The 19,723-nt window shown below is 60.2% G+C and carries 16 protein-coding genes and 2 pseudogenes; 5 read left to right on the top strand and 13 right to left on the bottom strand.

What is annotated here, in order from left to right:
- Positions 1-116: 116 nt before the first annotated feature.
- From AB7M26_RS03120 to AB7M26_RS03095, 6 genes are read right to left on the bottom strand one after another with little or no spacing between them, the layout of a single operon-like run.
- A complete protein-coding gene (locus AB7M26_RS03120) occupies positions 117-1,799 on the bottom strand; it encodes an acyl-CoA synthetase family protein (protein WP_123499897.1) in 1,683 nt (560 codons plus the stop codon).
- The gene (locus AB7M26_RS03115) at positions 1,796-2,341 is read right to left on the bottom strand and encodes a COG4648 family protein (protein ID WP_007903177.1); all 546 of its coding nucleotides are present in this window, start codon (positions 2,339-2,341) and stop codon (positions 1,796-1,798) included. The genes AB7M26_RS03120 and AB7M26_RS03115 overlap by 4 nt, the downstream gene beginning before the upstream one ends.
- The gene (locus AB7M26_RS03110; RefSeq protein ID WP_007903178.1) at positions 2,338-2,592 is read right to left on the bottom strand and encodes an acyl carrier protein; all 255 of its coding nucleotides are present in this window, start codon (positions 2,590-2,592) and stop codon (positions 2,338-2,340) included. The genes AB7M26_RS03115 and AB7M26_RS03110 overlap by 4 nt, the downstream gene beginning before the upstream one ends.
- A gap of 9 nt (positions 2,593-2,601) precedes the next feature.
- A complete protein-coding gene (locus tag AB7M26_RS03105; RefSeq protein ID WP_007903179.1) occupies positions 2,602-2,862 on the bottom strand; it encodes a phosphopantetheine-binding protein in 261 nt (86 codons plus the stop codon).
- A complete protein-coding gene (locus AB7M26_RS03100; protein WP_063341795.1) occupies positions 2,843-3,652 on the bottom strand; it encodes a lysophospholipid acyltransferase family protein in 810 nt (269 codons plus the stop codon). The genes AB7M26_RS03105 and AB7M26_RS03100 overlap by 20 nt, the downstream gene beginning before the upstream one ends.
- Positions 3,628-4,353, bottom strand: coding sequence for a beta-ketoacyl synthase chain length factor (locus AB7M26_RS03095; protein WP_123499895.1), 726 nt, complete (start codon positions 4,351-4,353; stop codon positions 3,628-3,630). Before AB7M26_RS03095 ends, AB7M26_RS03100 begins: the two co-directional genes overlap by 25 nt.
- Positions 4,354-4,711: 358 nt before the next feature.
- On the opposite strand from AB7M26_RS03095, the gene AB7M26_RS03090 reads away from it, so the two are divergent.
- Positions 4,712-5,482: a ParA family protein gene (locus AB7M26_RS03090; protein WP_123499893.1), complete on the top strand. Its 771-nt coding sequence runs from the start codon at positions 4,712-4,714 to the stop codon at positions 5,480-5,482.
- 133 nt (positions 5,483-5,615) lie between these two features.
- On the opposite strand, the gene trxC is transcribed toward AB7M26_RS03090, so the two are convergent.
- The 6 genes and pseudogenes from trxC to AB7M26_RS03060 form a co-directional block, all read right to left on the bottom strand.
- Positions 5,616-6,050: a thioredoxin TrxC gene (trxC, locus tag AB7M26_RS03085; RefSeq protein WP_123499891.1), complete on the bottom strand. Its 435-nt coding sequence runs from the start codon at positions 6,048-6,050 to the stop codon at positions 5,616-5,618.
- 116 nt (positions 6,051-6,166) lie between these two features.
- Complete coding sequence (gene selO / locus AB7M26_RS03080; RefSeq protein WP_123499889.1) at positions 6,167-7,630, bottom strand: protein adenylyltransferase SelO; 1,464 nt, start codon at positions 7,628-7,630, stop codon at positions 6,167-6,169.
- Between the two features lie 48 nt (positions 7,631-7,678).
- Complete coding sequence (gene mscK / locus AB7M26_RS03075; RefSeq protein WP_123499887.1) at positions 7,679-11,029, bottom strand: mechanosensitive channel MscK; 3,351 nt, start codon at positions 11,027-11,029, stop codon at positions 7,679-7,681.
- A gap of 34 nt (positions 11,030-11,063) precedes the next feature.
- Positions 11,064-12,806, bottom strand: a complete 1,743-nt coding sequence (locus AB7M26_RS03070) for a potassium/proton antiporter (RefSeq protein ID WP_123499885.1) — start codon at positions 12,804-12,806, stop codon at positions 11,064-11,066.
- Positions 12,807-13,091: 285 nt separating this feature from the next.
- Complete coding sequence (locus AB7M26_RS03065; RefSeq protein ID WP_429375978.1) at positions 13,092-13,955, bottom strand: methyl-accepting chemotaxis protein; 864 nt, start codon at positions 13,953-13,955, stop codon at positions 13,092-13,094.
- Positions 13,947-14,702 (bottom strand): annotated as a pseudogene (locus AB7M26_RS03060) (MCP four helix bundle domain-containing protein); the annotation flags it as partial. The gene AB7M26_RS03065 and the pseudogene AB7M26_RS03060, both read right to left, overlap by 9 nt.
- A gap of 290 nt (positions 14,703-14,992) precedes the next feature.
- Here AB7M26_RS03060 and AB7M26_RS03055 point away from each other — a divergent pair.
- From AB7M26_RS03055 to AB7M26_RS03040, 4 genes and pseudogenes are all read left to right on the top strand, one after another.
- Positions 14,993-15,223 (top strand): hypothetical protein, encoded by a 231-nt coding sequence (locus AB7M26_RS03055; RefSeq protein ID WP_007903194.1) that lies wholly within the window; start codon positions 14,993-14,995, stop codon positions 15,221-15,223.
- Entirely contained in the window at positions 15,220-15,522 is a 303-nt protein-coding gene (locus AB7M26_RS03050) for a cell division protein ZapA (protein WP_007903196.1), read from the top strand. The genes AB7M26_RS03055 and AB7M26_RS03050 overlap by 4 nt, the downstream gene beginning before the upstream one ends.
- A 55-nt stretch (positions 15,523-15,577) precedes the next feature.
- A pseudogene (locus AB7M26_RS03045) lies at positions 15,578-16,705 on the top strand (HAMP domain-containing protein); the annotation flags it as partial.
- 21 nt (positions 16,706-16,726) lie between these two features.
- Positions 16,727-17,572 carry a methyl-accepting chemotaxis protein gene (locus AB7M26_RS03040; protein WP_429375977.1) on the top strand — a complete coding sequence of 282 codons (846 nt, stop codon included), beginning with the start codon at positions 16,727-16,729 and terminating at the stop codon, positions 17,570-17,572.
- Positions 17,573-17,718: 146 nt separating this feature from the next.
- On the opposite strand, the gene AB7M26_RS03035 is transcribed toward AB7M26_RS03040, so the two are convergent.
- Positions 17,719-19,521, bottom strand: a complete 1,803-nt coding sequence (locus tag AB7M26_RS03035) for an acyl-CoA dehydrogenase (RefSeq protein WP_123499879.1) — start codon at positions 19,519-19,521, stop codon at positions 17,719-17,721.
- Between the last annotated feature and the right edge of the window lie 202 nt (positions 19,522-19,723).

The following is a 19,723-nucleotide window of genomic DNA, read 5'->3' as shown; positions in this document are numbered from 1 at the left end:
TACTGTGGCGAGGGAGCCTGCTCCCGTTCGAGTGCGAAGCGCTCGCAATGAAGTCTGCGTTGGTTGATTTGGGGGCCGCTTCGCAGCCCAGCGGGAGCAAGTTCCCTCGCCACAGGTTATGCATCGCTTGACGCCTCCAGCAAAATCCGCCCACTGGAGCAGGTGGCGGTTTCATTGCGATAGGCGAAATACAATTTGCTGCGCGCCGAGTCGAAGCGCAGGTGCAACTGGATTTCATCACCGGGGCGTACCAGTTGCTGGAATTTCAGCACTTCCATACCGGAAAATTTTGCCGGCAGATCCATCAGTTGCTGGCCCAGGCTCAATGCCCAATCCACCTGCACCACACCGGGCAATACCGGCGCTCGGGGAAAGTGGCCGCTGAAATACGCCAGGTCTGGCGGGACTGCCAGTTGCAGGCTCCACTCGCCATCGACTTCGAGCTGCTCCAGCACTTCCGGCGCTTTTGGACGGGGTGCCAGCAGCAAGGTTTCCACCTCGGCCTGGGGCAGTTTGCCTTGCGCGTTCAGCGGTAGCTGCCGCAACAAGCGCCAGCGGCGTGGCAGGGCCAGCGTTTCACAATGTTGACTCAGGTGCTGACGCAAGGCTTGAGTCAGGCAGCGTCGACCCTGATTGCGCAAGGCACGCAGGCCTCGCTCGCTGAGTACCAGCAGCGCCCCTAATGAAGCGCGGTTTTCCTGAACCACACCGAGGCGCGCTTCGGCGACCCAGTCGTGAGCCATCAGTGCTTGTTCAAGCATCGGTAGCGAAATACGTTTTTCTTCCAGTTTGACGATTCGGTCCAGCCGACCCAACAGCTCGAAACGGCCGTCGGCGGCGATGCGCGCGGCATCGGCGGTGTGTTCAATATGGCCGGCCGGCAAGTACGGTGAGGCGATAATCAGGGCGCCATCGCTGTCCTGGCTCAGCGCAACATCGGCGAAGGGCTGCCAGAGATGCTGGCCCTGACGCCAGGCGATGCCGCCGGTTTCCGAACTGCCGAAGATTTCTGTCGGCCATTGTTGCAGGCGCTCATGCAGGCTTTGCGCTGCTTCGGCGGGCAACGCGCCACCGGAGGAAAACACTCGGCGCACCGCGCTCAGCGCTGGCCAGTCGAGGTTGTCGCCCATGCGCTTGAGCAGCGCCGGGCTGGCGACCCAGGCGAAGGCCGGGTGTTCGCGGCTGGCGCGCTGCAAGTCTTCCGGGAAGGCCAATTGCTTGCGGACGAACGAGCGCCCGGCGCACAACGGCCACAGCACCCGAAACAGCAACCCGTAGATGTGCTGCGTGGCAACGCTGCCGATGATGCAGGCCGCGCCCAGATCTGCGCCCCACAGGTGCTCCAGCGCTTCGACTTCATTGGCCAATTGGCGCAGGGTTTTGTCGATACGCTTGGGTTCACCACTGGAACCGGAAGTGCACAGGCTCAGCTGACAGCGATCCAGATCCAGTGGGCTGGCCGGTAGCGGTGGATGCTGATAATCGCTCAGGTGCGCATCCTCGGCGTGATCGGTCAGCCACAGATCGACCTCGGTCGACCAGCGCTGGCGCGTCTGCACTTGCAGGTCGGCGGGCAGCAGTACGCTGACCCCGGCACGCCAGGCGCCGAGCAGGGCAATGGCCAGGTCGGCAGCGTCCTCAAGGTGCACGGCAATGCGCTGTACGCCGTGCGCTTGCAGGCCGGCAGCCAGGCTCAGGGCCTGTTCGCACAATTGCGCATGATTCAACGCCGGTTCGACCGTCACGGCACGTTCCGGCTGAGCCTTGAGCAACAGTTGCTCAAGTGTTATCCAATTCATGGGCGGCCTCTTACCCGTTGTCGTATCAGCCATTCAATGGCAAACATCAGGCCGATCAATCCATAGGAGATCAGGCCGGTGTACAACATCCACCAACTCAGCGGCGCCCAAAGGGTCAGGGCCGCGGCGCACAAGCCGTTGCAGAGAAAAAACACGCTCCAGGCAATCGTCACCTGGCGGGTGTAGCGAATGGCCCTGGCCGGCAGCTCCGGCTCTCGCAGACGGGCCAGACGTTCAATCATCGGCGGGCCATATTTCAGGCTCAGGCCGAACAGCGCCAGCATGAACGCGCTGATCAGCACCGGGTACCAGCGCAGCAGCACCGGGCTGTCGAACAGCGCCAGCAACAGGCAGAACGCGATGGCGACCACGGCCATCCACAGGCTGCCAGGCCGCCGCTCGCCAGTCAGCGCCCGCGCCAGCCACAGGCTACCCAGCAGCAGACCGAACTGCCACGGGGCAAAATGCTCCATGCCGAAATACACCGCAAAGGGGTACAACAGGCCTGCCAGCAGCAGGCCGAGGCCGATCAGTCGGCTCATGCGGCGGGTTGAACCAGGCGGTAGACCGCCTCCACCACGTCGCTGACGGTACGCACCGATTTGAATTCTTCGGCGGCGATTTTCTTGCCGGTCTGGCGTTTGATGTGATCGATCAGGTCGACCGCATCGATGCTGTCGATTTCCAGATCCTGATACAGGTTGGACCCCAGACTGATGCGCTCGGGTTCCAGCTCGAAGAGTTCGACCAGAGCATCGCGCAGGGTATTGAAAATATCGTCACGAGTTTGCATGGTCCGGTCTCAAGCTGCCTGTTTTGCAGTGACGAACGCCGCAAGGCTCGCCACGTTGGTGAAGTGATTACGGGTGTCCTTGGCGTCGGCATCGATTTTGATGCCGTACTTTTTCTGGATGGCCAAGCCAAGTTCCAGGGCGTCTACCGAGTCCAGGCCCAAGCCTTCGCCGAACAGCGTCTGGTTGTCGCCGATGTCGTCGACGCTGATGTCTTCGAGGCCCAGGGCTTCGATGATCAGTTCTTTTATCTCACGGTGCAGATCGCTCATCTTCGGCGAGCTCCTTAATAAAGTAATGGTGCAAATAGTCATTGAGCTTGCGCGAGGCCTGAGGTGCAGGCCCCTGCGTAGCGAAGGCCTGTGGGTCTATATCGGCCCCAACGCGAAAACTGAAGTGCACGCGGCGTTTGGGAATCCGATACCAGGGTTCGGCCTTGGTCAATGTGGTCGGGCTGACCTTGATGATCACCGGGGTGAGGATTCTCGCACCGCGCAGGGCGATTGCCGCGCCCCCCCGATGAAAGGCCGGCGGTTTACCGGGTTGGGTGCGGGTGCCCTCGGGAAAGATGATCAGGGTCTGACCGCTTTTCAGCGCGTCGGCAGCGGCGTCGAGCATGTCCATGCTGCCATCGTTGCTGATGTAATCGGTGCGGCGGAGCGGGGCGCGGGTGAACGGGTTTTCCCAGAGGCTTTTCTTGACCACACAGTTGGAGTGGCCCACCAGGCCGATCAAAAACACCACATCGATCAACGAGGGGTGATTGGCAACGATCATTTGCCCTGGCCGTCCGAGTTTTTCCGCGCCCTGGATGTCATAAGTCAGCACGCCAGTGCGAGCCATGAACCGAATGAAAAACCAGAAACAGCGGCTCACTGTCTGTCGGGCGCGCTGACGATGGGCCTGAGCGTCTCCCGGCAGGCAACTCAGCAGCGGGAATACCACCAATCGCAGGCATAGCCCGCCCAACCCGAACAGGGTGAAGCTTGCGGCAGTGGCCAGCAGGCGCCAGTAATAGGCGTCGCGGTTTTTATCGGTCACAGGTTGCGTTGCCAGGTCCATACACGATTTTTCCAGGCATGTTGGCAGGTCGTTTGCTGGCCGAGCAGAGTACGCAACAGATTCAGGGCATGGGGCCAGTGGGTTTTGGACAACGCTTGCGAGGTGCTGTTCAGCGACAGCTGCCACTGATTGCCGGGCGTAATCAACAGGCCCACCGCGTAGGGGAATGGCACATCGTCGATCCAGGCCGAGTAGGCTGCGGGCGGTTGCTCTTCTGTCACCACCAGCAGTACCGCAGGCGCGCCTTCCTCAAGCAGCGCCGCCGCCTCTAGCATGCCGTGTTCAAGGCCATCGCCAGCCGCGGCGAGGGCGGTCATTTCGCTGGTTTCGCCACGCATGATCGACCACAGGCCGATCACCGCGTTGTGCACCGACAAGCTGAACTGAGTGGGCGACAACGGTTGATCAGTCGCCAGATCGCTGAGAATGTCGAAGGTGCGCGGGGTTTCGCCATGGCGGGAAATAAAGACCAACGGTAGGTCCTGGCGACCATCGGCCAAAGGCCAGCCGACGCTGAACGCCATCCGCGCCAGACGGCTGAGTCGCCGACGCTGCATGGCCGGCAGAAACGACACATCGGGGGCGGCATCGCTGCGCTCGAGCACGATCGGTTGCCGGCTCCAGGCCTGCCAATCATCCACGCTTTCAAGCCCGGGGGCCCACGCGCGCCATTGGGCGATGTTGAAGTTGATCACAGACATTCATCCCGCCCCTGCGGGCTTCCTTTTGACGCGGTGAACCGCAAAAAATCACGGCAGACCTTACGTGGCGCTTAACGCCGAGTGGCGCGCATTATCCCGGTGCGGCGGGCGTGTAGCAAATGCTGGTTACATTTTGTGCAACGAAATGTACCGTCTGGTTCGCCAGAAAGCTGTCGTTTGGCCATTATCCACGTTGCGCCGGACATGTCTGTCAGCTCTATCGGCTGTCGATGGGCGAGTTGGCGGCTTTTTCCGATGGAAATTACCAATGACTGTGTAGTCCCGATGCCAGCGAGGTAGCTAAGCAGCGCCGTGGACTACTACACTCGGTCATTCTTTGATACACGGAGGTTTTGACATGCGGCGCGTGGTGTTCAATCAGAAAGGTGGCGTGGGCAAGTCAAGTATTGCCTGCAATCTGGCGGCGGTCAGTGCCAGCGAAGGCTATCGCACGCTGTTGGTGGATCTCGATGCCCAGGCCAACTCCACTCAATACCTGACGGGACTCACCGGTGATGATATCCCGATGGGGATCGCTGACTTCTTCAAGCAGACGCTGTCCTCCGGGCCGTTCTCGAAGAAAAACCAGGTCGATATTTACGAAACCCCATTCGACAACCTTCACGTCGTCACTGCCACCGCCGAGCTGGCTGACTTGCAGCCCAAGCTTGAGGCCAAGCACAAGATCAACAAGCTGCGAAAATTGCTCGAGGAACTGGACGGCGATTACGACCGAATCTACCTCGATACACCGCCAGCGCTGAATTTCTATGCTGTGTCGGCGTTGATCGCCGCTGATCGTGTGCTGATTCCCTTCGATTGCGACAGTTTCTCGCGTCAGGCGCTATATGGCCTGCTGGCGGAAATCGAAGAATTGAAGGAGGACCACAACGAAGGGCTGGAGGTTGAAGGCATTGTCGTCAACCAGTTCCAGGCCCGCGCCAGTTTGCCTCAGCAAATCCTCGATGAATTGATCGCCGAAGGGCTGCCGGTGTTGCCGGTGTACCTGGCCAGTTCAGTGCGGATGCGCGAATCCCATCAGGCCAACACGCCGCTGATCCATCTCGACCCACGACACAAACTGACCCTGCAGTTCGTTGACCTGCACAACCTGCTGGAAAATGCCTGAGTCGCTGTTGTTGGCGCAGAACCCATGTGGGAGCGGGCTTGCTCGCGAAGGGGTCATAACAGTCAACGTCATCGCTGATTGATAGACCGCTTTCGCGAGCAAGCCCGCTCCCACATTTGGCATCGTGTTGTATTCAAATCCCCTGACTACGCAACCAGCTCATCAACTGCGGTAACGGGAAGGCCCCGCTCTGGCGAGCCACTTCCCGGCCGTTCTTGAACAGAATCAGGCTCGGGATCGAGCGAATCCCCAGCTGCGCCGACAACTGCTGATTCGCCTCGCTGTCCAGCTTGGCCAACCGACACTTGCCCGTCAACTGCCCCGCCGCCTGCGCGAACACCGGCGCAAACGACTTGCATGGCCCGCACCAGTCCGCCCACACATCTACCAGCAATGGCAGGTCGCCCTTGATCTGACTGGCGTAATCGCCTTGTTTCAATTCGAACGGTTTGTTCAGCAAGACCTCGGCCTTGCAGCGACCGCATTTTGGATGGTCGTTGAGGCGCTCGGCGGGGATGCGGTTCAGACCGTTGCAGTGGGGGCAGGGGATGAGGAGTGGGTCGGTCATGATTGGCTCTCAGTTGGGCAGTCTATGGAACTGATCTGGAGTTGAAGGTGGTCTTTATCAAGGAGATAGGTTTTAGACCACTATCTTCTTCGGTTGCGAAAAGGGCCTATCTGCATTCACGACGAACAACTGATCTCCAGATGCTTGCCCCACTCCGGCGGCCGTTCGGCGTAGCGCTCCATTCCAGGCTGCTCCTCGAACGGATTGCTCAGCACCGCGTGCAAGCGGCGAACTTCCGAGTAGTCGCCACTCTCTGCAGCATCGATGGCGTTTTGCGCCAGATAGTTACGCAGGATGTACAGCGGATTGACCGCATGCATGCGCGTGCGGCGCTGTTCCTGGTCAACCACGCCTTCACGGGCAACCCGGGCGATGTAAAGCTCGCCCCACGCATCGAAACCCTTGAGGTCGACGAAGTCATCGCGTAAATGGGCGAGGGCCTGCTCCGGTGATTCGTCGCCGAGGCGGCGGAAGAACAGGCTGTAGTCGACGCCGCTGTTCTGCATCAGTTGCAGCAGGTGTTCCAGCAGTTTCTGGTCGTCGTCTTCGGCAGTGGTTAGACCGAGACGGCGGCGCATCAGGTCCAGGTAGTGGGCCTGGAACAGTGGCAGGTACAGGCCGAGGGTTTCGCGCAGAGCTTCGACGCTGATGAACGGCGTCAAGGCCTGGGCGAGGGCGCTGAGGTTCCACTGGCCGATCGGCACCTGATTGCTGAAGGAGTAACGGCCTTGGTCATCGGAGTGGTTGCAGATGAAGTGGGCGTCGAAGTCGTCGAGGAAGGCGAACGGGCCGAAGTCGAAGGTGATGCCCAGGATCGACATGTTGTCAGTGTTCATCACGCCGTGGCAGAACCCATAGGCCTGCCATTTGGCGATCAGCTCGGCGTTGCGCTCGACGATTTCGCGGAACATCGCCAGATACGGTTCCGGCTGTTCCAGGCAGTGCGGGAAATGCATGGCCAGCACGTGCTCGCCGAGTTCTTTCTGTTGCTCGGGGCGCTTGGTGTAGTAGAAAAATTCGAAATGCCCGAAACGTACATGGCTCGGCGCCAGGCGCAGGACCATGGCCGCGCGCTCCTGTTTCTCACGCCAGACCGGCGTGTCGGAGCCGATCACGCACAGCGCGCGAGTAGTGGGAATGTTCAGGGCATGCAGGGCTTCGGAGGCGAGAAACTCGCGGATCGACGAACGCAGCACCGCCCGTCCATCGCCCATGCGCGAGTAAGGCGTCTGACCGGCGCCCTTGAGGTGCAGGTCCCAATGCTCGCCAGCGTCGTTATAGACCTCGCCCAGTAACAGGCCACGACCGTCGCCCAACTGTGGATTGTAAGAGCCGAACTGATGCCCGGAATAGACCATCGCCCGCGGCTCGGCCTCTGCCCAGAGCTTGTGGCCGCCGAACAGTTCGGCGAATACCGGCGTTTCGGCCGCGGCCGGGTCCAGGTCCAGCAACGCCATGGCCGCGGGGCTGGCGACCACCAGTCGCGGAGCGGCGATGGGCTCGGGCAGCACATGGGTTGAGAACGCATCGCCCAGGCGGGCGAAGCGATTGTCGAAGGTCAGTTCGTCGAGGGCTTTCAACGGCCATCTCCAGCAGAATGTCCGAGCATTCTGCTAGGGATAGCGCGGTTAGTCGAGTTCGACAGGTGGCGGTTCGCGCCGCGGTTTGCTGTCGACCACCGGCACGATGGTTTTGGCTTCCGGCTCGATCGGCACCATCTTGTATTCCTGGCCGTGAAGGTTCTTGAGGTAGACCTCCATCTGCCGGAACGAGATGTTGATGTGCTGCTTCTTGAACTCGCGATTGATGAAGCGGTTGACCTCATCGAGCACCGGGTTGCGGTCGCCGAGGTCGCGCACATGCATACGCAGCTCGTGATCGAGGGTGCTTTCGCCGAAGTTCAGGAAGTACACGTGGGGTTCCGGATCCTTCAGCACGCGCGGGTTATCCCGGGCAGCCTTGAGCAGCAGCTCTTTCACCAGGTCCAGGTCCGAGCCGTAGTCGACGCCGAGCTTGAGGGTTACCCGGGTGATGGTGTCGGTCAGGGACCAGTTGATCAGTTGCCCGGTGATGAACGTCTTGTTGGGGACGATGATGTCCTTGCGGTCGAAGTCGGTGATGGTCGTGGCGCGGATGCGGATCTTGCTCACCGTGCCCGACAGGTTGCCGATGGTGATGGTGTCTCCGATCCGCACCGGGCGTTCGAACAGGATCATGATGCCGGAGATGAAGTTGGCGAAGATCTCCTGCATCCCGAAACCGAGGCCGACCGACAGTGCGGCCACCAGCCATTGCAACTTGTCCCAACTCACGCCGAGCGTGGACAGGGTCGAGACGAAGCCGACGCCGGCAATCACATAGGACAGCAGCGTGGTCGTGGCGTAGGAACTGCCTTGGGCCAGGTTCAGCTTCGACAGCACAAACACTTCCAGCAAGCCCGGCAGGTTGCGCGCCAGCGCAAAGGTGATGCCGATGATGATCAACGCGCCGAGCATGTCGCCGATGCTGATCGGCACCATGCTCATGTTGGCGCCGGTGCCGCTGGTGTATTCGTAGAGGGTGATGTTGTCCAGGTACGAGAACACCGAGATCAGGTCCGACCAGACCCAATACAGCGCCGCGATGAACCCGCCGAGCAGGGCCAGGCGGATCAGGCGCAGGGACTGCTCGTTGACCTTCTCGATGTCCAGAGTCGGCTCTTCGATCACCGCTTCGCCGTCACCAGCCTCTTTCGCAGCCTGACGTTTGGCCAGTGCGCGTTGATAGGCCAGGCGTCGTGCGGCAACGCTGAGACCACGGACGAAGGTCGCTTCGATCACCAGCCAGAACATCAGCAAGTACAGCGTGTTGATCAACCGGTCGCTGAGCTTCAGTGCGGTGTAGTAGTAGCCAAAGCACACGGCGACGAACAACGCGATTGGCAGGGCTGTGAACAGAACACCCACGGCCTTGCGGAACAGTGAAGCGTTCTGGTGAGTCGGGCTGCTGACCAGCAGGCGACTGAGTAGCCAGGCCATCAAGGCGTAGCAAGTCAGCACCACCGGCATGCCGAGCACGTCATCGGCCAGTATCGCCGGTTGCAACTCGGCGACCGCCACCACCGCCACCAGGGCCATCACTACCAGGCCGAGTCGGCGTATCCAGCCTTGAAGGAATTCGACCTGAGGTTTTTCCCAGCGGAAATGCAGTTCGGCCACGCCGCCAGGCGCGAGGATGCGGTAGGCGGTGTAGAACACCAGCCAGGCCTGGGCCATTTGCAGCAGCGCCGCGCCCATATTGGCGTTCTGCCCGCGGGCGTCGATCTGCAGCGCCAGGCCGCACAAGGCCAAACCCAGGGATACCGGCATCGCCAGCAGGATGTTGATCAGAATCGCTTGCGGTGTGTGCCACTGGCTGTCGCGCTTGAAATGGCCGATGTCCAGGTGAACTTTGTTCAGGCGGGCATACAGATTTTTTCGGCGCCACAGCAGCGCCCCGATCAGAAAGGCCAGCGGCAGGAACAGCAGCGGCCGCTGGGTCAGGCCATCGGTCAGCTCACTCAGGCTCGAGGCCCACGGCAGGGTAGTGACCTGACGTTCCAGGCGTTCCGGCACGGCGTGTATCCACTCAAGATCCAGTGGCTTGTTGCTGGGAATCCAGAACATTTGTTCATCCAGCGTCGCCCTTAGACTTTGCGCGGTGCTGAGCAGTTGTTTCTGATTGAGTTGCAACGTGATGGATTCGTTGAGCACCGCGCTCAATTCGCGATTCAAGCGCTCCAGCAGGTCCGCGCGGGTGGTGGCCAGTTCCAGCAGGCTCTTGTGCAGTTGCGGGGTGACTTGCTCGGGCGGTTGAGTCGCCAGCAAGTTGTCGACATAGGTTGTCGGGTTGCTGAGCAGTTCCCGCTGCTGGCTGACCTCAAACTGGTACAGGCGAATGTCGGCAATCTGATCCGCCAGATCGCGGTCGAGCTTGAGACGCGGCAGGGCCTGTTTCTGTTTGTACAGAATCTTGGAGAGTAGCAGGCTGCCCTTGAGCACGTTGATCTGTTCGTCCAGCGCCGAGTCGCTCTGGGTCACGCTGTCCAGTTGCTGCTTGGTCTGCAGGTTCTGTTGGGTGACTTCATTGAGGCGGTCGGTGCTTTTGAGCAGGTAGTCGGAGAGCTTCAGGTTGGCCGCGCTTTCGGTGGCCAGCAGGCTGCTGCCGCCGGCCTTCTGCGCTTCGATGGACTGCTGAGTGACGGTCTCTTGAGACTGGGCCAGGCGCTTCTGGTTGATCAGGGTTTGCAGCTCCTGGATCTCCTGATCCAGGCGATTGGATTTTTCCGTGAGCAGGTCATGCTGGCTGTTGCCCAAATCCTGCAACAGGCTGTTGCCGGCCAGTTCCTGGCGACGCAGCGGGATCAAGGCGTTCAGCGCCGCGAGTTCGGCGTTGAGCTGATCGCGTTGCTCGGCGGTCAAGGTCTTGCCGCTGTCCTTGCCGAGCTTGAGGATGTTGTTGATTTGCTGAATGCGTGTCTGGCTGGCAGATATTTCGGCCTGGGCGCGCTCGGGGCGAGTCTGGGCGGTGATGATCAGGCTGTTCGCTTCGGCCAGGGCTTTCTGCAGATCGCTTTGCTGGGTGGAGCGCTCGGTTAGCAATTGCTCAAGCTGCTGAATGGTTTCTTTGGTATAGCGTTGCGCCACCGGCACCACTTTGGTGGCCTTGAGGCGGGTCAGTTCGCGCTGGTTCTCGATGTTCTGCTTTGGCGCATTGGTCAGCTGCTGCTTGAGATCAATCAGCTTCTGATCGTAATCGCGCTGGTTGTTGAGCTGGGTGAGCGTGCTCTGCAAGACCGCTTGCAGGGCCTTTTGATCGGCTTCCGGCAGTTTGCGGTCGGCGATCTTGTTCAGGCTCGCCTGCACGGCTTCGCTGGAGGGCGGTTCGGCGGCTTGCAGCGTGCTGATGGAAAGACTCAAGCCCAGCAGGGCCATGATGAAAAAGGTGCGCAGAGTTGACATAAAGACCGATCGAAAACGAGACGAAGTGTGGAGTTTAGAGGAACAGGCCGGGGCCGGGGCGACTTCCTTCGGGGAATCTGACGCCTACCTTACCAATCTTGTTCCCTTCCATGACAGCGACGGTCCAGAGGGTGTTGTTCCATTCCACCTGGTCACCAACTACCGGCGCACCGCCTACTTTCTGGGCAATGAAGTGGCCCAGGGACATGTTCGGATCGATGCCTTCGACTTTCAACCCGTACAGGGCCGCAACCGCGCCCAGCTGGGCGTCTCCTTCGAGTACGAAGTCGCCGAAGAAGCGCAAATCCAGCCCCCGTTGCGGAGCCTGACTGAAGAGTTTTCCAAGGGCCGGAAGGTTGTGTTCATGGCCGATGACGCAGAGCAAATCATCGACTTCGAGCACCGTACTACCCGACGGATGGAGCAGTTGTTGGCCACGAAACAGGGCCGCGATACGGGTACCTTCGGGCATTTTCAGCTCGCGAAGAGGGGATCCAATGCACCATTTCTCGGCACCGAGGCGATACACGAACAGCTCCCACTCGCTGGTGACATGCACTTCCAGCGCCGATCGGGAGATCGGCAAAGGCTCTGGCGGGACGGTCACTTTCAAAAGCTTGGCAACCCAGGGCAGGCTTGTGCCTTGCACCAGCAGCGACACCAGGACGATAAAGAACGCCAGATTGAAGTAGAGCTGAGCATTGGGTAGCCCCGCCATCAGCGGGAACACCGCCAGAATGATCGGTACGGCACCGCGCAGGCCAACCCAGGAAATGAATGCCTTTTCGCGGCCATGGAACGCCTTGAAGGGCAACAGGCCGACCAGCACTGACAGCGGGCGGGCAAACAGAATCATCCACAGCGCCAGGCCCAGTGCAGGCAAGGCAATCGGCAGCAGGTCATGGGGCGTAACCAACAGCCCCAGCACCAGGAACATGCCGATCTGCGCCAGCCAGGCCATGCCGTCGAGCATATGCAACATGCCGTGGCGACTGCGCACCGGGCGGTTGCCGATCACCAGGCCACACAGGTACACCGCCAAAAAGCCGCTGCCGTGCAGGGCGTTGGTCAGGGCAAACACCACCAGACCGCCAGCAATCACCAGAATCGGATAAAGGCCGGTGGCCAGATTGATACGGTTGACCAGTTGCAGCATCAGCCAGCCACCACCGAGGCCGATCACGCCGCCGATGCCGAACTCACGCACCAAATGCCCCAGCAGACTCCAGTGCAGGCCGGTTTCGCCGCTGGCGAGCATGTCGATCAGGGTCACGGTGAGGAACACCGCCATCGGATCGTTGCTGCCGGATTCGATTTCCAGGCTCGCGCTCACCCGTTCGTTCAGGCCCTTGCCGCCCAGCAGCGAGAACACGGCCGCGGCGTCGGTGGAGCCGACGATGGCGCCGATCAGCAGGCCCTGAATCATATTGAGGTCGAACAACCACGCCGCCGCCATTCCGGTCAGTCCGGTGGTAATCAACACCCCGACCGTGGCCAGCGACAGCGCCGGCCATAACGCCACGCGGAAACTCGCCACCCGGGTGCGCAAGCCGCCGTCGAGCAGGATCACTGCCAGGGCGAGGTTGCCGACCAGATAAGCCGTTGGATAGTTATCGAAAATAATGCCGGCACCGTCGACACCGGCCGACATGCCCACCGCGAGGATGATCACCAGAATCGGGATACCGAGGCGCGATGAAAGTGAGCTCACCAGAATGCTCGCACCTACCAGCAACGCGCCGATCAAGAACAGGCTGTTGATGGTCGTCGCATTCAAAGGCAATACTCCAGAAAGCTAAAGGCGGGCACAAACTGACCATGCAGTCTGCGTGCCAGCGATTCTAACCTGTTGAAATGTGATGCTGTCAAAAAGCTTTTGACAGCATCATGCACACCCGCTTGAGCCGGGTGAGATCACTGTGGCGAGGGAGCTTGCTCCCGCTGGGTCGCGTAGCGGCCCCAAACCGACGCTGCGGTGCGTCAGGTTCAGCGCGTGGGTTCATTGCGACTGCTTCGCAGCCGAGCGGGAGCAAGCTCCCTCGCCACAGAGGTGGTGTAGCCGTTACAGGCTAAACCGCCCAACCATGTTGTTCAGGTCCAGCGCCAGGCGCGACAGCTCGTTGCTGGCCGCGCTCGTCTGGTTGGCGCCCGTGGCCGATTGCACCGACAGGTCACGAATGTTCACCAGATTGCGGTCCACTTCACGGGCCACCTGTGCCTGCTCTTCGGCCGCGCTGGCGATCACCAGGTTGCGTTCGTTGATTTCGACGATGGCGCTATTAATAGTGTCCAGCGACATGCCTGCACCACGGGCAATATTCAAGGTCGACTCGGCGCGTTCGGTGCTGTTGCGCATCGAATCCACGGCGTGTTCGGTGCCGCTCTGGATGCTGCCGATCATGCGTTCGATTTCGCTGGTCGACTGCTGGGTGCGATGGGCCAGGGCACGCACTTCGTCGGCAACGACTGCGAAACCACGACCGGCTTCACCGGCACGGGCTGCTTCGATGGCTGCGTTCAACGCCAGCAGGTTGGTCTGGTCGGCCAAGCCGCGAATCACGTCCAGCACTTTGCCGATGTCTCGCGACTCATTGGCCAGATCACCGATCAGGGTGGCGGTGCTCTGTACGTCGGCGCTCATGCGCTCGATGGCACTCACGGTTTCCTGTACCAGGTCACGACCGTCACCCGCCGACGTGGTGGCATTTTTCGAGGCTTCGGAGGTGCTCACGGCGTTGCGCGCGACTTCTTCCACGGCGCTGGTCATTTCATTGACGGCGGTAGCGGCCTGTTCGATTTCGTTGTTCTGCTGGGTCAGGCCACGGGCGCTTTCGTCGGTGACGCTGTTGAGCTCTTCCGCGGCGGACGCCAATTGCGTGGCCGAACCGGAAATCTGTTGCAGGGTGTCGCGCAGTTTGTCCTGCATCTTCGCCATCGCGGCCAGCAGGCGACCGGCTTCATCTTTACCGTCGACCGTGATCGGGCGCGTCAGGTTGCCTTCGGCGATTTCTTCGGCAGCGCTCAGGGCGTTGGCGATTGGCTTGGTGATGCTGTTGGTCAGCAACCAGGCGAACAGCAGGGTCAGGCCGGTGGCGATGACCAGCAGGGTCACCGTCAGGTTGAAGGCCGAGGCGTATTGGTCGACGGCTTGCTGATTGGTGTCGAGGGTCTGCTGAGTGTTGATCTCCAGCAAACGGTTGAGCACGGAGTTGACGGCTTCAGAGTTCGTCAGCAAATCGGTATTGAGCAGCGTACGCAGTTCGTCGATCTGATTGTTGCGCGACAGGCTCTTCATCCGGTCTTCGATCTGGCGATACTGCCCCAGCAGCTGCACATACTGATCATAGGCCGCACGTTCCTGCGGGCTGGCGATCAGTTTTTCGTAGATGGCTTGAGCGGCTCGAATCTGCTGATTACGGGTTTCCAGCAGGTCCATGGTCTTCTGCTGGACGTCCGGCTCACGATTGACCAACAGGCGGTAAGACAGCACGCGCAGGCGCAGGGTCAGCTGAGTGAACTCGTCGAGGCTTTTGATGCTCGGTACGCTGTTCGAGGTGATTTCCTCGGCGGCGCCGCGAATCTTGCTCATCTGGTTCAGCGCGAACACTCCCAGAACCAGCATCAAGCTGCCAATCAAGGCAAAACCGAGGAACGCCCGCGGTGCGATATTCATATTTCGTAAAGACATGGTGTTCACCGAAAAGAGCGCATCCGTGCGGGGCTGAGACTGCTGTATGCATGGCTTATCGGTCATACGACTAAAGTCTTGAGACGCTGCGCGCTTTTGTCGCAGAAGGACCGCGGCGACGAAGTGCAGGAACCAGAGCCGCCAAACACAGTCTTTAAGACTCGCGAGGACGGTCGCCCGCCAGCAAAATCAAGGCCTTGCGCCCGAATAACCCTGGCGTCAATGGTGACTTTTCTTTATCGTACGCGCCCTTTGAAAATGCCCGGAAAATCAAAATGTTGGAAGCATCCCTAAGCCAATTGGAACAACTGGTCAGCGACCTGGTGCAGCAGAACCAGACCCTGCTCGGCACCAATCAATCCCTGAGTGCGGAACTGGCCCAGGTCAAGGATGAAAACGAAAGCCTGCAACTGAGCCTGATGGAACAGGAAGAGAAGCAAGGCGCCACCGCCGCACGCATTCAGGCCTTGGTTGAGCGCGTCAGCGCCGGTCCTGTCAGCGCATGAGTTACGGCGCCGCAGGGGTAAAAGTCGTCTCGATTCTGGGGGAAGACTATTCGATCAAGGCGCCAGCCGGGGAAGAGCAGACCCTGCTGGACGCCGCATTAATGTTGAAGGCCGCCCTGGCCGAGACCAAAAAGAAATACCCGACGCTGATCGGTGACCGCTTGCTGGTGCTGGCGGCGATGAATCTGTGCTCGCAGCAGATCGAAATGCAAAAGCGTCACCAGCAAGAACTCGACCGTTACCAAGAGCAAGTCAGCGCCACGGTTGAAGTGATCGCCAAGACAATCAATCAGGCCTGATCAGCTTTGCGCACAACCAAAGAATAAATTGTCGTTTGAGTTGTATACAATCGGCATGGCTGTTGCAGTGTTTCAGCCTCTTATTCTTTGGGGGTGCTCCATGCAGTTCTGGCGACGCAGTATTCAATGGCAGTTGATCCTGAGCATGGGCACCGCCCTGCTGGTCAGTATTCTGATCGTGGTTGGCGTTTATACCCTCGTGGTCAACCGCCTCGCCCAGCGCTATCTGGTCGAACAAGCGCTGCCGTCGAGCATCGAGGCGATGCGCAACGACATCGAACGAATCCTCGTTCAACCTCTTACCGCCGCGAAAGACATCGCCAGTAACAGCATGGTGCGCGACTGGTTGGCCGGGGGCGAGAACAGCGCCCAGACCGACACCTTCGTGACGTATCTGGAAGGCATCCGCGCCGAGCACAAAGCCTTTACCGCGCTGATTATCGGGGCCGCTTCAAGCCATTACTTCACTGAAAAAGGTCTGGACCGGACACTCAGGCGTTGCAATCCCAATGACGCCTGGTTCTATTCGTTCCTCGACAGCAACCAGCCGCGCACCCTCAATATCGACAATGACACCGCCACCGGTGAGTTGGCGCTGTTCATCGACCTCAAGGTCGAGCAGGCCGGCAAAGTCGTGGGCGTCGCCGGGCTGGGCCTGAGCATGAAAGAGCTGTCGGAGCTGATCCACAATTTCAACTTTGGTGAACGCGGCAAGGTCTATCTCGTGCGCGCCGACGGTTTGATCCAGATTCACCCCGAGACGCAGTTCAGTGGCAAACGCACGCTGGTCGAGCAGATCGGCGCCACGGCGGCGCAAGCGGTCATGGGGCAGCTCTCTACCTCCACCGCGTTCGCCACCAGCAATTTTGTCCGCGATGGCGAAGATTTTCTGGCATTGAGCCTGCCGCTGCGTGATCTGGGCTGGACCCTGGTGGCCGAAGTGCCGCAGTCGCAGATCTACGCCGAAGCCCGCCGCGCGATGTGGATGAGCAGCGGCATCGGTTTGGCAGTGGCACTGGTTTGCCTGATGCTGGTGGTGTTGCTGGCCCGTGGATTGGTACGGCCGATTCGTCAGGTAACAGCGGCGCTGGTAGCCATCGGTAGCGGTGGTGGAGATTTGACCCACAGGTTAGATTCCAGCCGCGCCGATGAACTCGGTGACCTCGCTCGCGGCTTCAATCGGTTCCTGGAGAGTCAGCGCGACATGATCGGCGAAGTCCTGGCCACCAGTGAGCGCTTGCGCACGGCGGTCGGCCAAGTGGCGCGGGTGGTGGATAACACGGCCGAACGCTCGGGCCGTCAGCAGGAAATGACCGACATGGTCGCCACCGCTGTCCACGAGATGGGCCTGACCGTACAGGAGATCGCGCAGAACGCTGGCAATGCAGCCGTCGCTTCGCAAACCGCGCGGGATGAAGCACTTCAGGCGCGGGTAGTGGTGGGTGGGTCGATTCGGCATATCGAAAGCATGTCCGACGAGATTGGTATTGCTGCCGGTGCGGTGGGCGAGTTGGCCCATCAAGTAGCGTCCATCGATCAGGTGTTGGCGGTGATTCGCGGGATTTCCGAGCAAACCAACCTTTTGGCTTTGAACGCGGCTATCGAAGCGGCGCGGGCCGGGGATATGGGGCGCGGGTTTGCGGTGGTGGCCGATGAAGTGCGGACATTGGCGCGGCGGACTCAGTCGTCCACCGACGAGATTCAGCAGATGATCGGCAGCCTCAAGCAGGGTGCGGAGAATGCAGTGTCTTCCATGCACGCCGGGCAAGCGGCGACCGGCACCGGTGTTGAGTCGAGCCAGCGCACCGGGGCGTCGTTGACGGCGATAACCGGGCAGGTCGAGCGCATCAGCGACATGAACCATCAGGTGGCCACGGCGACGGAAGAGCAGTCGGCGGTGACGGAAGAGATCAACCGCAACGTCCAGGGGATTTCTGATTTGGCCCGGGCTACGGCGGGGGAAGTCAGGGCTTGCCGTGAGGATTGTCAGATGTTGCAGCGGTTGGCGGATGATTTGGCGCGGCAGATGGGCAGTTTCAAACTCAGCTAAAAATTGTGTTGGCTGTGCCGACGCCATCGCGGGCAAGCCCGCTCCCACAGGATTTGTGTGTTGGACACGTTATCTGTGAACAACAGAGATCCCTGTGGGAGCGGGCTTGCCCGCGATTGGATTTCAGCTACGCCACAGGGTTCTAATCAGAACCACTCATCCTGCATGCCCAGGCACACATCATCCCGCGCCTCGAGAATCGCCAGTTCATGGTGACAACCCGGCACTTCCCACGTCAGGAAATATCGCGCTGCTTGCAGCTTGCCTTTATAGAAGCTCACATCCGCCGTATTGCCCTTGGCCAACCCTTCTTCGGCACGAATCGCCTGTTCCAGCCAGCGCCAGCCAATCACCGTGTGCCCGAACACTTTCAGGTACAGCGCCGAGTTCGCCAGGCTGCTATTGACCTTGCCTTGGGCCAGATCGGTCAGCAAGCCAATGGTCACGGTTTGCAGGCGCGCCATCAGTTTCTCCAACGGCTCACGCAGCGCGGTTAACGATTCATATACTTGAGCGCGCTCGGCGGTATCGGCAATCAGACGGATCAATTGCTTGAGCCCCGCACCACCGTTCTGCGCCAGTTTGCGACCCAGCAAGTCCAGCGACTGAATGCCGTGAGTGCCTTCATGAATCGGGTTCAGACGGTTGTCGCGGTAATACTGCTCCACCGGGTACTCACGGGTGTAACCGTGGCCGCCGAGAATCTGGATCGCCAGTTCGTTGGCTTTCAGGCAAAACTCCGATGGCCAGGATTTGACGATCGGTGTCAGCAAGTCCAATAGCTCATGAGCCTGTTTGCGCTCGGCTTCGCTCTCAAGTGTCGTGGTGTCGTCGAACAGTCGCGCCGCATACAACCCGAGGTCGAACGCGCCTTCTACATAAGCCTTCTGGGTCAGCAGCATGCGTTTGACGTCGGCATGCTGAATGATCGCCACGGGGGCGGTGGTCGGATCTTTACTGTCGGGCACGCGACCTTGCGGACGCTCGCGAGCGTACTCCAGGGAGTACAGATACCCGGCGTAACCCAGCATTACCGCGCCCATACCGACGCCGATCCGCGCCTCATTCATCATCTGGAACATGTAGCTCAAACCGTGGTGCGGCTTGCCCACCAGATAGCCGACACATTCGCCGTTGTCGCCGAAGTTCAGCGCGGTAGACGTGGTGCCGCGCCAGCCCATCTTGTGGAACAACCCGGCCAGCAACACGTCGTTGCGTTTGCCCAGGCTGCCGTCATCGTTGACCAGGAATTTGGGCACGATAAACAGCGAAATACCTTTCACCCCGGCTGGCGCGTCCGGCAGTTTGCCCAGCACCATGTGCACGATGTTTTCCGACAGCGGGTGATCGCCGCCGGAGATGAAGATCTTGTTGCCCTTGAGTCGATAGGTGCCGTCGGATGCAGGCTCGGCGCGGGTACGAATATCCGACAACGACGAGCCGGCATGGGGCTCGGTGAGAGCCATGGTGCCGAAGAAACGACCGTCGATCATTGGTTGCAGGAAGCGCTGCTTCTGCTCATCGGTGCCGAAGCTTTCAATCAGGTTCGCCGCGCCCATGGTCAGGAACGGGTAGGAGGTCGACGCCGCGTTGGCCGACTGAAAGTGCGCAAAGCACGCTTGCGACAGCAACGTAGGAAGTTGCATGCCGCCGGCGTCGAAACTGCGCGCGGCGTTGAGGAAACCGGCTTCGAGGAACGCATCCACCGCCGGTTTCACTTCCGGAATCAGAATTGCCTGACCGTCCTCATAGCGCGGTTCGTTCTCGTCGCCCTTGCGGTTGTGCGGGGCGAAGAACTTCTCGGCGATGCTGCGGGCGGTGCCGATAGCCGCATCGAAGGTCTCGCGGTTGTGCTCGGCGAACCGCTCACGCTGGGTCAGGCTCTCGGCATCGAGGACTTCATACAGCTCAAAAGCCAGATTGCGGGAACTGAGCAACGTCTCGGACATGGCGGCCTACCTTTTTTGGGAATGGACCGAGTCTAGGCGTGGGAATAGAGACTGAACAGGATGATTGATATGGGTGATGGTGGAGCAGAGCAGCGACTTAGCGGGCGACACAAGCAACTGTGGGAGCGGGCTTGCCCGCGATGGCGCCATACCAGCCAACATCATTAGTGCCTGATACATCGCTATCGCGAGCAAGCCCGCT

It is taken from the genome of Pseudomonas sp. F-14 TE3482 (genome assembly GCF_053629455.1).
The sequence above is the reverse complement of the archived record's forward strand: the minus strand, read 5'-3'. Positions and strand labels throughout refer to the sequence as shown.

Coding starts and splice junctions, on each gene's coding strand:
- AB7M26_RS03035 (WP_123499879.1), bottom strand. CDS start 19,521: ATGTCCGAGACGTTGCTCAGTTCCCGCAATCTGGCTTTTGAGCTGTAT.
- AB7M26_RS03100 (WP_063341795.1), bottom strand. CDS start 3,652: ATGGACCTGGCAACGCAACCTGTGACCGATAAAAACCGCGACGCCTAT.
- AB7M26_RS03095 (WP_123499895.1), bottom strand. CDS start 4,353: ATGTCTGTGATCAACTTCAACATCGCCCAATGGCGCGCGTGGGCCCCC.
- AB7M26_RS03105 (WP_007903179.1), bottom strand. CDS start 2,862: ATGAGCGATCTGCACCGTGAGATAAAAGAACTGATCATCGAAGCCCTG.
- trxC (WP_123499891.1), bottom strand. CDS start 6,050: ATGACCGACCCACTCCTCATCCCCTGCCCCCACTGCAACGGTCTGAAC.
- AB7M26_RS03040 (WP_429375977.1), top strand. CDS start 16,727: ATGATCGGCGAAGTCCTGGCCACCAGTGAGCGCTTGCGCACGGCGGTC.
- AB7M26_RS03065 (WP_429375978.1), bottom strand. CDS start 13,955: ATGCAGGACAAACTGCGCGACACCCTGCAACAGATTTCCGGTTCGGCC.
- AB7M26_RS03115 (WP_007903177.1), bottom strand. CDS start 2,341: ATGAGCCGACTGATCGGCCTCGGCCTGCTGCTGGCAGGCCTGTTGTAC.
- AB7M26_RS03050 (WP_007903196.1), top strand. CDS start 15,220: ATGAGTTACGGCGCCGCAGGGGTAAAAGTCGTCTCGATTCTGGGGGAA.
- mscK (WP_123499887.1), bottom strand. CDS start 11,029: ATGTCAACTCTGCGCACCTTTTTCATCATGGCCCTGCTGGGCTTGAGT.
- AB7M26_RS03090 (WP_123499893.1), top strand. CDS start 4,712: ATGCGGCGCGTGGTGTTCAATCAGAAAGGTGGCGTGGGCAAGTCAAGT.
- AB7M26_RS03055 (WP_007903194.1), top strand. CDS start 14,993: ATGTTGGAAGCATCCCTAAGCCAATTGGAACAACTGGTCAGCGACCTG.
- AB7M26_RS03110 (WP_007903178.1), bottom strand. CDS start 2,592: ATGCAAACTCGTGACGATATTTTCAATACCCTGCGCGATGCTCTGGTC.
- AB7M26_RS03120 (WP_123499897.1), bottom strand. CDS start 1,799: ATGAATTGGATAACACTTGAGCAACTGTTGCTCAAGGCTCAGCCGGAA.